The following is a 12,211-nucleotide window of genomic DNA, read 5'->3' as shown; positions in this document are numbered from 1 at the left end:
GAAGGGGGCGCCAGGCCCTTCGTGCGGTTTGCGAGCATAGCGACAATATCAGTCGCAACGCTGAGCGCCTTGCTGCTGACGACGCGAAGGCCTACACCTGATGCAGGGGTGTCGTCGCGGAGAAGGTCGTGGTCGAGCAAGATCAAGCGCAGCAGTCTTCGCCATCGGCGTTTCTCGTCCTGAGGGTCGTGCGCTTTCTGGGGCTGGTGGCGCTGGGCGCGATAGTCGGTGGCATCGCCGCACTGGTGGCCGTGAGTTTCGTCGCTGGGGTGGTATGGCTCAACGACACGCTGCTGATCTCGCCGCGTGGTCGGATGATGTTCGAGTACCCGCAGTGGCTGGTCGTCACCACCCTGGCGGTTCCCATCCTGGGGGGCGTGCTGGTCGGTCAGCTGCATCGCCTGCTACCGCAGCATCGCCCCCATGGGCCGGCCGATGTGATCGCTGCCGTTCAAACCGGGCGCGGTCGCCTCCCCATCCGTGCAGGCGCCGTGTCGGCCCTGAGTGCGTTGGTGTCATTGGGAAGTGGCGCGTCGGTGGGGCAGTACGGTCCCTTGGTTCATCTGGGCGCGAGCCTTGGCTCGGCCGGCGCGCGCTGGCTGAGACTTGGTCACTGTGATGACCACATCACCATCGCTTGCGGCGTCGCCGCCGCCATCGCCACCGCCTTCAACGCGCCACTGGCCGGGATTGTGTTCGCCCATGAGGTGGTGCTGCGCCACTATGCGCTGCGGGCCTTTGCGCCGGTGGCCGCCGCGGCCCTTGTCGGCCATGTCATTGCCACCAATGTGCTGGCTCGTGGTGCACTCTTTCATGTGGCAGAGGCGCCGCTACCCAGGTCCTGGGAGTTTGGTGTTTTCCTGTTGGTCGGTGGCCTCGGAGCCCTCATCGCTGGTGCCTACATGCGTGCGATTCTGGCCGTGGGGGCGCGGTCGGCGCGCCTGGCGCTGGCGCAGCCATTACGGCCGGCGGTGGCGGGGGCCATGCTCGGCGTAGCGGCGCTGTGGGTCCCGGATATTCTTGGCATGGGCAAGGAGACACTGCGTTTTGCCACCATCGCCGGCGCCTACACGAGTCCTGAGCTGCTGATGGTGATGGGGCTGAAGCTTGCCGCCACGGCGCTGTGTCTGGGGATGGGATTCGGTGGTGGGGTCTTTAGTCCGGCGCTGGTGATCGGGACGCTCTTTGGCGCCCTGGTGGGAACGCTGGTGGCCTCCATCAGCGGTGTGACCGATACCTTCGTGTTCTACGCCATCTGCGGCATGGTGGCCGTGACCGCGCCGGTCATCGGGGCGCCGCTGACCACCCTGTTGATCGTATTCGAGCTGACCGGCAGCTACGCCTTGATGACGGCAGCACTGGCAAGCGTGACGCTGGCCTGTCCGATCGCCGCCCAGCTGTTCGGTCGTTCGTTGTTCGATATCCAGCTGGCTCAGCGCGGCCTCGATCTCTCTGTCGGGCGCAGTCAGGCGATACTCGGCGAGACCCGCGTCACCGACCTGATCAGCGATGACTGTGTCACGCTGACGCCTGAGACCACCGCGGCCCAGGCCGTCGCGGCGTTGACGCGCTCTGGTCATGCACTAGGCCATCTCGTCGATGACCAGGGGCGCTATCGCAACAGCTTCACCTTGGCGGAATTGTACCGCGGGCAGGTGCGGGACAGCGCGTTGCTGGTCGGCGACTGGCCACGAACGCCGCGCCCGGTACTGGGGCCGGAATCGTCGCTGTGGACCGCCATGGGGCTGCTGCAGCATGGGGTGGGAGACGCCATCGTGGTGGTGGATGGCGAGGGTCGCTTTCTCGGGGTGGTGCGGCAGACGCGCATCGCCGAGGCCTACCTGAAGCACAGCGATGAACTGAATCGGGAGGAACACGGTGCAGGCTAGACCGCTCGCATCGCCTGAGCTGGCTGGCGGCGGTGTGGCCGCCGCAGGCAGCCAGCCTCCCCTGGCGTGGGTCTGCACCGCCTGGCTTGTCTGTCTGTTGCTTGTCTGTCTGTTGGCGGCATCGCCGGTGTCGTCTCTGGCGGCCGAGACTCGCGCTACGGAGGACGCGGAGCTGACGGTGCTGAGCTGGGGCGGCGCCTATGAGCGTGCCCAGCAGCTCGCGCTGTTCGTGCCCTTTAGTGACGCGACCGGTATCAGGGTCAAGGTAGAGCGCTACGATGGCGACCTGACGGCGCTGCGCCAGGCGGTTGCCGATGGTCATGTGCCCTGGGACGTGATCGATATGACGCGCAGTGCCGCGTTGGCTGCCTGCGATGAGGGGCTTCTGACCTCGCTGGCCCGAGACGGGGTGGTGCCGGCTCCCGATGGCACGCCGCCGGCGCGGGACTTCATCGAAGGCGCGCTCGGCGAGTGCTTCGTGACCCACTCCATCTTCGCCACGGTGTTGGCCTATCGTACCGATGCCTTCCCCGGGCGCCGCCCGACCCGGGTCAAGGACCTGTTCGATCAGCAGCGGTTTCCCGGTCCGCGTGCCTTGCAGCGCACGCCCAAGGCCAACCTGGAGTGGGCACTGCTGGCTCAGGGCGTGCCGCGCGAAGAGCTCTATCGCCTGCTCAGTACGCCCCGCGGACTCTCCCTGGCGCTGGCGCGTCTGGAAGGTCTCGATGATCTGCGCTGGTGGACCCGTGGTGATACACCATCGCGCCTGCTGATGGACGGCGAGGTGGTCATGGCGTCTGGATACAATGGGCGCTTCTTCGATGCCGTGTTGAACCAGGGCGCGCCGATTGCGATTGTGTGGGACGGCCAGGTGCAAGAGCACGAGACCTGGGTCGTGCCGCGTCACGTTGATCATCCGCAGGCGGCCAAGGCCTTCATCGGCTTTGCCACCAGCGCAGAGCGACAGGCCGAGCTCACCCGCTATATTCCCTACGGACCCTCACGCCAGTCTGCGGTCCCGCTGATTGCCACCCACCGTGACACTGGGGTCGACATGCGCCTGTATATTCCGACGCATCCGTTCAACAGTGCCAACGCGGTGGTTCTCGATGAGCGCTGGTACGCTAGTACCTTGCGACGGATTACCCAGTATTTCGACGCGAGACTGACCGCCAGGGACGCCGCGTCCGCCCCGTAAAACGGGGGCTGTGCTGTGGGGCTGTGTTATCCGGCACGCTAGCTCTGCGTCGTTTGATCCCCACATCGAGGATGTCGGTGCGGCGCATCGACCTTTGCGGCGCGACATCGTCGTTGGATGCGCTGTCGTTCATGCCCCTGGTGGGGGGGCGTGCCCGTCGTTCTCCGGCGTTGGCGAGTGCCCGGGACAGGCGCCAGGTATGGACGGACGGCAGTGCCAGACTCGCCGACGAGGTGGCTCGGGAACTGAACTATTCTGGTGAGAGGAGCTCCTTTGAAGCCGGGTGGTGGGATCACCGTTCCGCGCTTTGGCCGATGGGGTCGCTGAGTCAGGATACGGGTCGAAAGAGGTGCCATCGATGTCTTCTCCCTGCATCATTTGCGTCGCTATTACCGGAAGTCTCCCGCGCAAGAGCAATAATCCCGCCGTTCCGATTAGCATCTCCGAGCAGGTCGAGAGCACCCAGGCGGCTTTCGAGGCCGGGGCCAGCATCGTCCATTGCCACGTCAGAAACGACGATGAGACACCAAGCTCAGACCCGGAGAAGTTCTTGCGCCTGAAGCAAGGGCTTCAGCAATACTGCCCGGGCATGATCATCCAGTTCTCCACCGGAGGTCGCTCCGGCGCCGAACGTGAGCGTGGGGGAATGCTGCCCACCGAGCCGGATATGGCGAGCCTGGCGGTGGGGTCGAACAACTTTCCCAACCGTGTCTATGACAACTCGCCGGAGCTGGTGTCCTGGCTGGCGGACGAAATGCGCCAGTATGACGTCAAGCCGGAGATCGAGGCCTTCGATCTTTCGCATATTCATCAGTCGGTCAACTTGATGAAGGACGGCAAGATCAAGGCGCCGCTTTACGTGCAGTTCGTGATGGGAATCAAGAACGCCATGCCGGTGGACAAGCCGACCTTCGACTTTTACATCGCTACGCTCGAGCGGTTGGCACCTGGCTCCCTGTGGTGTGGTGCCGCCATCGGCGCGCAGCAGTTGCTGGTGAACGAATGGTCGATTGCGGCCGGCGGCCACACCCGCACCGGCCTGGAGGATAATGTCCGTCTCGACAAGGACACCCTGGCGCCGTCCAATGCGGCTCTGGTGGCGCGGGTGGTGACGCTGTGCGAGCAATACGATCGACCGGTCGCCACCTGGCAGCAGGCGCGTGACATGCTCGATGTTCCCCAACGGTAGCGGGGAGCCAAGCCAGTCGCGACGACGGGCCTTGCGTGATGCGATGCATCGCGCCTGCCGAGTTCAGCGCGGGGCAAGCGTCATCCTGGTGTCTCGCGCTGTGATGCCTGCCACTGGCGTGGAGATTGGCCGGTCCACCGACGGAAATGGCGGCTGAAGACGGCGACTTCTGAATAGCCGAGCTGCAGCGCCAGGTCGGTCACCGCGATCTTACCTTCGCGCAGCAACCGCTCGGCCAGGCCCTGGCGGGTAGCCTGGAGCATGTTGCGATAGGACGTGCCGGCCTGTTTCAGCCGAATCTGCAGCGTTCTGGGGTGCAGGCCGAGTGCCGAGGCCACCCAGTCGACGCTGCACTCTCCGGTGGGCAGCAGGCGGCTGATCGTATCCTGAACCTGGTCTTCCAGGCAGCCTGGGTAGTGGCTCTGCAACTTGGCGAGGTAGAGGCGTAGGTGCTCGTTGAGTCGGGCTTCATCGCGGTGGCTCGGGGATTCGAGGTCTCTCGCGTCGAGATAGATGCCATCGAATGCCTGGTCGAAGTAAACCTGGCGAAAGCCGGTGGGCTGGAGAACCTCAGGCGCTGGCTGACGCAGGTAGAGCGCTATCGTCAGGCGGTTGCGATCGAGCAGCCCCGCGACGAAAAGCGCCAGGTGGGCCACGCTTAGCTGCATCAACTGTCGGATACCCATTGCGCTCTGGGTGTTGAGGGTGAGGGCCAGGCGCACCCTGTCGGCTTGCCTGCGTTGTTCAACGCAGATCCCCGAGGCATGCAGGTAGAGGAAGTTATTGGCCGCCGTGAGGGCCTCTCCCACGGTGGTGGCCCGGGACACGATGATCGGAAGATCACCCAGCACGCCAAGCGTCTGGCGGGCAACGAGCTCGAGCCCGAACAGCGGGCGTTGGCAGCGCAACGCGCCGAGCTCGAGGAGCTCCGCGAGCTTGTGATAGGCGATGTAGGTATCCGGGTCACGGAACTGAGATTGGCGCAGGCCAGCCTGACGGATGATCGCGACCGGGTTCTCGCCGCAGTCGTGAATCAATCGCTCGATCTGCTCTGCCGCCCCGCTGCGTACCAGATACATGCCGTCGTTCCCTTCGCCGTGGCGCGCATTTTCGCGTGCGTGACTCGTATAAAGTCAACTTTTGTTCGCCAAAGGTCAAGAACTGCCGCGATCACCCTCCTAGATTGATACGACCAATAACAACGATCCTGATGGAGAATTCCCATGCGCCTGCAAGGAAAAATCGCGGTACTCACGGGAGCCTGTGGTGGCATCGGCCAGGCAATCGTCGACAAACTGGTGAAGGAGGGCGCTTGCGTCCTGGCGGCTGACCTTTCCGAGGCTGGACTCGCCGACCTTCACGACACCCACGGCGACGCCGTAGCGACCCGCCTCACCGACGTGACCGACTATCGCGATGTCCAGGCCATGATCGCCGCCGCCGTGGAGGCGTTCGGTCGGCTGGATATCATGATCAACAATGCCGGCATCGCACAGCCCAAACCCTTGATTGAGCATGATCCCGAACGCGATTTCGATGGCGTCACCGCGGTCAACCAGAAAGGCGTCTATCACGGCATCGTCGCGGCGGCGCAGCAGTTCCGATCCCAGTCGTCTGGCGGAGTCATCCTCAATACCTCGTCGGTGTACGCCAAGATGGCCTCGGAGATGACGTTTTCCTACAACGTCAGCAAGGCCGCGGTCGACATGATGACCAAGTGTGCCGCACTCGAACTCGCACCACTCGGCGTGCGGGTTTGCGCCATCGCGCCGGGTCGGGTCGACACCCCGATGCTGCGCCAGTACGAAGCGCTGGGCCTGTGGGACCACATCCACAAGGAACAGATGCGCCGAACACTCACCTCGCCCAGTGAAATCGCCGACATCGTGGCGTTTCTGGTCAGCGACGACGCCAATTGCATCAACGGCTCCACCATCGATGCCGCCGATGGGTTCGAGAGCTTCAAGTTTCCCCTGCTGCCCTGATTGGCCGAACGCTACCGCGTGATCGAGGCGTCGGGTTTTTCACCAGGACATTGGGCCAGCGTGTCCGATGCCGACACAAGACCAGTGACACAAGACCAGCGACACAAGACCAGTGACACAAGACCAGCGACACAAGACCAGTGACACAAGACCAGTGACACAAGACCAATGACAACTGAGAGGCTCCGAGATGATCCCTGATATCACCAAGCACCAGGATGTATTGCTTACCCTGAATACCCGCGAAGAGACATTGCTCAAGAATGTGCTGCCCGGCGTCGACATCTACCCGCTGTTTCTCGACGCGGAGAATGGCACCTGGGTGATACGCGCCATCTTCGCGCCCGGCACCACATTGCCCAAGCATTTCCACACCGGAACGGTCCACTTCTACACCTTGGCCGGTAGCTGGAACTACGTCGAGTACCCCGATCAGCCGCAAACCGCCGGCAGCTATCTGTATGAGCCAGGCGGATCCATTCATACGTTTGAGGTGCCGGCGGACGGCGAGGGCGCCGACGGTTTCATGGTCGTGCAGGGCGCCAACATCAACTTCGATGAAGACGGCAACTTCATCAACATCATGGATGCCGGTTGGATCGAGCAGATCATCATCGCCGCGGCGCAGGTGCAGGGCGTCAAGCCGCGCTACTTCAGGCCCGGGGCAGACGCCGCCCTCAACGATTAGTAACTCACGCCAGGGAGAGTGCCGTGGAGACCATGAACGCCTTGACCATGCGCGATGGCAGCATTGGGCTGGAGACCGTCGAGATTCCGACGCCGGAGAAAGGGCAGGTGCTGGTCAAGAGCCTGGCCTGCGGCATCTGCGGGTCCGACCTGCACATTACCCATCACGCGAGTGAAGTGTTCGACCTGTACCGCAGGCTCGGAATCATGAGCGACGCACAGGACGACCATACCGGAATCATGCTGGGACATGAGTTCTGTGCAGAGGTTGTACGCCATGGGCCGCAGACGCCGCAGACTCACCCGGTCGGCAGTCGCGTCACCTGCGTGCCGATTCTGATGACGCAACATCAGGCCGGCATCGGCGTGACCCCAGGGGTCGTCGGCGCCTATTCGGAGTACTTCATCGTCGATGAAGCGCTGTTGCTGGCAGTACCGGACGGTTTGCCAAATGAGGCAGCGGCGCTGACCGAACCCTTGGCGGTGGGGTTGCACGCCGTCAACCGCAGCGCTATTCAACCCGGTGACGTGGCGTTGGTGGCGGGGTGTGGGCCGATCGGTCTGGCGGTGATCGCCGCACTTACGCGGCGCGGTATCGAAACGATCGTCGCGTCGGACCCGAACGGCCACAAGCGGGAGCTCGCCGGGAAACTCGGAGCCAGGTACCTGGCCAACCCGGCCCAGGAGGATGAGGTGGCTCTTGCCATCGACGTGGCGTCGGGGCACCGAGTGGTGATCTTCGAGTGCATCGGTATTCACAGCCTGATCGATGCCTTTATCAAGCGTGCGCCGGTCGGTGCACGTCTGGTGGTCACGGGTGTACACACCACGCCGAGCGAGATCAACTACGCCTACGCCACGGTGAAGGAACTCGACCTGACCTTCTCCTACTACTATAACCCCCAGGAGTTCGCGGATTGTCTGGCGGTACTCGGGGACGGAGAGCTCGCCTGGCAGCATCTGCTGACGGCCAAGGTAGGTATCGACGGGGTGAGTGGTGCCTTCGACGAGCTGACGCGCAACAAGGATCACATCAAGGTGATGATCGAGCCGTGGCGGAGGGGGGCGCTCGAGCCTTTCGAGCCCTGAAGGCCGCCGAGAGCCCGAGCCAGCTTTGCAAGACGAACACCGCAAGACGAGCACCGCAAGACGAGCATGGCGCCCAGGGGGCGCCATTTTTTTCGTTAAGCGTGTTGTCGCCGGTCGCGGGCTGCGGGCCAGTCGCGTTTCGGGGACGAGTGGCGAAGGCGTCTCGGGTCAACCTCGAACTAGTCGTGTGTCCTGATGTACCGCACCGCACGCCGCCCCGTGGCGCTGCCTAGGCTCAGTCTGAAAAGCCGACGCGCGAAGGTTAGACAAGGCAAAAATCGGTGAGAAAGCGCAGTTTACGGGGTGTAAATGAGCATTTTGATCAGATTTTTAACGCCGTATTACCGAGCGCCGGCACTTTTCAGACAAGCCCTAGCGCCTGTGCTTGCGCCAGGCCGCCGGTGACAGTCCCGTCCAGCGTTTGAAGGCGTGGCAGAAGGCGGCGGCCTCGGCGAAGCCCGACTGCTCGGCGACTTCCTGCACGTTCAGGTGCTCGCGGGTCAGCAGCGTCTGGGCGAAGTCGCGTCGTAGGGTGTCCTTGATCTGGCGCACCGAAGCGCCTTCGTCGGTCAGGCGGCGGCGCAGGGTCCTGGGCGACATCCGCAGGTGCTCGCTGAGTTGCTCGATGTCCGGCATCTGCTCGAAATCGTGGCGTTGCAGCAGCAGGCGCACCCGCGCCTGCAGGCTGGCGTCGCGTACGGGACGGTGCAGGATGACCCTCGGGCAGTCGCCGAGAAACCCCTGCAACTGGGCGGCATTGCGCACGATCGGCAGCTGCAGAAAGCGGCGGTGCAGAGAAAACCCGCAGTACGGTCGGTCGTACAGCAGCTCGCCGAGAAACATCGCGCGGTACTCCGCGCCATGCGCCGGAACGTGGTAGTTAAAGCAGGTGCTGGCGAAGGGCACCTGCTGCCCGACTAGCCAGCTGGCGAAGCGCTGCCACATCAGCAGCAGAAATTCCTGCAGCAGATGGTCGGGGTCCTGGCCCTGATGATGCAGGTGCAGGCGATAGAAGAGCAGGGCGTCGGGATCGTCGGCCAGGCCGACATCGATGTCGTTGCTGACCGCGCGATAGAAGCGTGCACTCTGCTCGAGCATGCCGCCGAGCGTGCGTGCCGCGCAGGCCAGTTCCGCCATCAAGGAAAAGACCCCGCGTTTGCACACGCCGGGTGCCAACCCCATGAACTCATCGCCACTGTAGCGCCAGACCGCTTTGATCAACTCGCTCAGTTGGCGCTCGCTGATGGGGCACCTTGGCTGGTCGAGCCAGTCGGCGGGAATGTCCGCGGCGGCCAGCAGCACCTGCGCGTCCGCCCCCTGGCGCAGCGCCCCACCGATACTCGCCCTGATGTAGTGATTGGCGATATGGAGTTTCGTGGAAGGGCAGGGCAGAGCGGTACGGTCCATTCGACGGGGTCCGAGTCACGACGGGTAGGGAAGCGACCCTGCGCTGGCAGCCAAGGGCAACGGTGACGCTCGAGTCAGCTTGCCCCGTCTGGCCGATTCGATCAATGAAAACGTCCTCGCCCGCCCTTCAATCGGCAAGCGAAATCGCCGTTTAATGACCGTCATGGCGTATCAACCGACGGGACACCTTGCATGCACGCACCGACACCGCAGCCACCCGACGCGACTGAGGCGTGGAGCGACGCAGACCTTGATCTCTTTCACGACAGCGTGCGGCGCATCCTCGCCCATGAAGTGGCCCCTCACTACGACGACTGGGAAGCGGCCCACTGCCTGCCGCGGTCACTGTGGAATCGGCTGGGTGACGCCGGTCTGCTCGGCGTCGATCTGCCGGCGTCACTCGGTGGCTGCGATGCCGGAGTCGATCTGTGCCTGATGATCTGCGAGGAAATCTCCCGCCAGGGCTTCGGTGGCCTGGCGAGCGCCTACAACATTCACGCCAATATCGTGATGCCGTACCTGTGGCACCTGGGCAGCGAGGCCCAGCAGCAACGCTGGCTACCCGCCATGGCTCGCGGCGACGTGCTCGGTGCTATCGCGATGACCGAGCCCGCTGCCGGTAGTGATCTGGCGGCGATGCGCACCAGCGCCGAGAAGGTCGAGGGAGGCTACAAGCTCAACGGATCCAAGGTCTTCATCACCAATGGCCTGCTGGCGGAGCTGGTGATCGTGTGTGCCAAGACCGATCCGAGCGCCGGGGCGCGAGGGGTGTCGCTGTTTCTGGTCGATACGTCTCTGCCGGGCTTCAGCCGTGGCAAGGGCATCGCCAAGATCGGTCAGCATGCCAGCGACACCGCGGAGCTGTTCTTCGATGACCTGGTGGTGGCCGACGATGCCCTGCTCGGTGAGGTCGGCAAAGGGTTCGTCTACCTGATGCAGGAGCTGCCTCGCGAGCGGCTCGGCGTGGCGGCTCAGTCTCTCGGGGCCATCGACGGCGCGCTGCAGCTGACGCTGGACTATGTTCAAGAGCGCAGGGCCTTTGGCCAGGCCATCGGAGACTTTCAGAACACCCGCTTTACGCTGGCCGAGGTCAAGGCCCAGCTCGACGTCGGTCGCGCCTATTTCCAACAGTGCCTGTCGGCCTACTCGCGCGGCGAGATGAGCGCCGTGGCAGCGGCTACGCTCAAACTGACACTGACCGAGATGCAGTGCCGCTCGATCGATCGCTGCCTGCAATTGTTCGGCGGCTACGGCTACACCCTGGAATACCCGATTTCCCGATTCTTTGTTGATGCGCGCATTCAGACCATCTACGCCGGGACCTCGGAGATCATGAAAGAGATGATCGCACGTGACTTGCTGGGCCGGGGACGCTGAGGGTGGCGAAGCGGCTGACCTTGGCCAGCGCCGCGACGACCGCCCCTGATTACCGGCCCAGCGATTCAGCCCGGCGATCTCGCCCGGCCATCTAGCCCGGCCATCTAGCCCGACCATCTAGCCCGGCCATCTAGCCCGACCATCTAGCCCGGCCATCTAGCCCAACCAAAGAGGACGTTTCGATGACCCGTAGCCTTCGCTTGCAAGATGTCGTGATCGTTGCCGGTGCGCGTACCGCCATCGGTGATTTCGGCGGCAGTCTGTCCGCCTTCAGCCCCGCCGAACTCGGCACCTTTGCCGCCAAGGCGGCCATCGAGCGGGCCGGCGTCGAGGCCGGTGAGATCGATCATTCGGTGTTCGGCCATATCATCACCACCGCCGCTCAGGACGCCTATCTGGCCCGGCACATTGCCCTGAACTGCGGCATGCACCACGGTTCCGCCGCCATGAACGTCAATCGGCTGTGCGGCTCGTCGGTGCAGGCGCAGATTTCCGCGGCCCAGATGATCGCCGCCGGGGATAGCCGCATGGCCCTGGCCGGTGGCGCCGAGAGCATGAGCCAGGGTGCTTACTTGCTGCCGAAGCTGCGCTTCGGCCAGAAGATGGGCAATGCCTCGGCCATCGACTTGACCGTTGGCGTACTGAGTGACCCCTTCGACAGCGGTCACATGGGCATGACCGCGGAGAATATCGCCGCGCGTTACGGCTTCACCCGCGACCGGCTCGACGAGTTTGCCTGCGACAGCCACGCCAAGGCCGCGGCCGCTTATGATACCGGCGTGCTGGCATCACAGATTGTGCCGGTGGAGGTGCGCCGTGGGCGTGAGACGCTGTCCTTTGCCCAGGATGAACACGTTCGCGCCGGCCTGACCTGCGCCCGGCTCAACGGCCTCAAGCCGGCCTTCAAGGACGATGGCGTGGTCACCGCGGGCAATGCCTCGGGGATCAACGATGGCGCAGCGGCGTTGGTACTGACCTCGATGCAGGAGGCCGAGCGCCAGGGGCTCAGTCCCCAGGCGCGCTTCGTCGCCTACGCCTTCGCCGGGGTCGAGCCGGAGGTGATGGGGCTGGGGCCGATTCCGGCGGTCCGACAGGCGCTGAAAAACGCCGGCCTTAAGCTCGCCGACATCGACGTGATCGAGTCCAACGAGGCCTTCGCCGCCCAGGCCATGGCGGTCGCCGAGACCCTGGAATTCGACCCGACCAAGGTCAACGTGCACGGCGGTGCCATCGCTAACGGCCACCCGGTCGGCGCGACCGGCGCGATCATCACCCTGAAGGCGCTCTATGAGCTTGAGCGGATCGACAAGCGCTACGCGTTGGTCACCATGTGCATCGGCGGCGGCCAGGGGATCGCCCTGATCCTGGAGCGGCTGTAGCGCTTGGCCCG

Annotated in this window: 10 protein-coding genes; 8 read left to right on the top strand and 2 right to left on the bottom strand. The window is 64.1% G+C overall.

What is annotated here, in order from left to right; translation table 11 throughout:
- The first annotated feature begins 128 nt into the window (after positions 1–128).
- From ACUN9Y_RS12095 to ACUN9Y_RS12085, 3 genes are all read left to right on the top strand, one after another.
- Complete coding sequence (locus ACUN9Y_RS12095) at positions 129–1,889, top strand: chloride channel protein (RefSeq protein ID WP_445460974.1); 1,761 nt, start codon at positions 129–131, stop codon at positions 1,887–1,889.
- Positions 1,879–3,087, top strand: a complete 1,209-nt coding sequence (locus ACUN9Y_RS12090; protein WP_445460973.1) for an extracellular solute-binding protein — start codon at positions 1,879–1,881, stop codon at positions 3,085–3,087. The genes ACUN9Y_RS12095 and ACUN9Y_RS12090 overlap by 11 nt, the downstream gene beginning before the upstream one ends.
- A 358-nt stretch (positions 3,088–3,445) precedes the next feature.
- The gene (locus ACUN9Y_RS12085) at positions 3,446–4,276 is read left to right on the top strand and encodes a 3-keto-5-aminohexanoate cleavage protein (protein WP_445460972.1); all 831 of its coding nucleotides are present in this window, start codon (positions 3,446–3,448) and stop codon (positions 4,274–4,276) included.
- An 80-nt stretch (positions 4,277–4,356) separates the two neighbouring features.
- On the opposite strand, the gene ACUN9Y_RS12080 is transcribed toward ACUN9Y_RS12085, so the two are convergent.
- On the bottom strand, positions 4,357–5,355 hold the full coding sequence (locus ACUN9Y_RS12080; protein ID WP_445460971.1) for a helix-turn-helix domain-containing protein: 999 nt from the start codon (positions 5,353–5,355) through the stop codon (positions 4,357–4,359).
- 144 nt (positions 5,356–5,499) lie between these two features.
- Here ACUN9Y_RS12080 and ACUN9Y_RS12075 point away from each other — a divergent pair, with 144 nt between their 5' ends.
- The 3 genes from ACUN9Y_RS12075 (at position 5,500) to ACUN9Y_RS12065 (ending at position 8,037) form a co-directional block, all read left to right on the top strand.
- Positions 5,500–6,261 carry an SDR family NAD(P)-dependent oxidoreductase gene (locus ACUN9Y_RS12075; protein WP_445460970.1) on the top strand — a complete coding sequence of 254 codons (762 nt, stop codon included), beginning with the start codon at positions 5,500–5,502 and terminating at the stop codon, positions 6,259–6,261.
- Positions 6,262–6,451: 190 nt separating this feature from the next.
- A complete protein-coding gene (locus tag ACUN9Y_RS12070) occupies positions 6,452–6,949 on the top strand; it encodes a 2,4'-dihydroxyacetophenone dioxygenase family protein (protein ID WP_445460969.1) in 498 nt (165 codons plus the stop codon).
- 32 nt (positions 6,950–6,981) lie between these two features.
- Positions 6,982–8,037, top strand: coding sequence for a zinc-binding dehydrogenase (locus ACUN9Y_RS12065; RefSeq protein ID WP_445461171.1), 1,056 nt, complete (start codon positions 6,982–6,984; stop codon positions 8,035–8,037).
- A gap of 372 nt (positions 8,038–8,409) precedes the next feature.
- Here the strand turns inward: ACUN9Y_RS12065 and ACUN9Y_RS12060 are convergent, their stop codons facing one another.
- Positions 8,410–9,444, bottom strand: coding sequence for an AraC family transcriptional regulator (locus ACUN9Y_RS12060; protein ID WP_445460968.1), 1,035 nt, complete (start codon positions 9,442–9,444; stop codon positions 8,410–8,412).
- 192 nt (positions 9,445–9,636) lie between these two features.
- Between ACUN9Y_RS12060 and ACUN9Y_RS12055 the strand changes: the two genes are divergently transcribed.
- On the top strand, positions 9,637–10,821 hold the full coding sequence (locus ACUN9Y_RS12055; protein ID WP_445460967.1) for an acyl-CoA dehydrogenase family protein: 1,185 nt from the start codon (positions 9,637–9,639) through the stop codon (positions 10,819–10,821).
- A gap of 182 nt (positions 10,822–11,003) precedes the next feature.
- Entirely contained in the window at positions 11,004–12,200 is a 1,197-nt protein-coding gene (gene bktB, locus ACUN9Y_RS12050; RefSeq protein WP_445460966.1) for a beta-ketothiolase BktB, read from the top strand.
- The last annotated feature ends 11 nt before the right edge of the window (positions 12,201–12,211 follow it).

Source organism: Halomonas sp. V046 (assembly GCF_052645355.1).
Note: the sequence above shows the minus strand (reverse complement) of the source record. Positions and strands in the feature narration are given on the sequence as shown.

Excerpts from the sequence above, each read along its gene's own strand:
- ACUN9Y_RS12085 (WP_445460972.1), top strand. The coding sequence starts at position 3,446 with ATGTCTTCTCCCTGCATCATTTGCGTCGCTATTACCGGAAGTCTCCCG.
- ACUN9Y_RS12080 (WP_445460971.1), bottom strand. The coding sequence starts at position 5,355 with ATGTATCTGGTACGCAGCGGGGCGGCAGAGCAGATCGAGCGATTGATT.
- ACUN9Y_RS12075 (WP_445460970.1), top strand. The coding sequence starts at position 5,500 with ATGCGCCTGCAAGGAAAAATCGCGGTACTCACGGGAGCCTGTGGTGGC.
- ACUN9Y_RS12070 (WP_445460969.1), top strand. The coding sequence starts at position 6,452 with ATGATCCCTGATATCACCAAGCACCAGGATGTATTGCTTACCCTGAAT.
- ACUN9Y_RS12065 (WP_445461171.1), top strand. The coding sequence starts at position 6,982 with ATGAACGCCTTGACCATGCGCGATGGCAGCATTGGGCTGGAGACCGTC.
- ACUN9Y_RS12060 (WP_445460968.1), bottom strand. The coding sequence starts at position 9,444 with ATGGACCGTACCGCTCTGCCCTGCCCTTCCACGAAACTCCATATCGCC.
- ACUN9Y_RS12055 (WP_445460967.1), top strand. The coding sequence starts at position 9,637 with ATGCACGCACCGACACCGCAGCCACCCGACGCGACTGAGGCGTGGAGC.
- bktB (WP_445460966.1), top strand. The coding sequence starts at position 11,004 with ATGACCCGTAGCCTTCGCTTGCAAGATGTCGTGATCGTTGCCGGTGCG.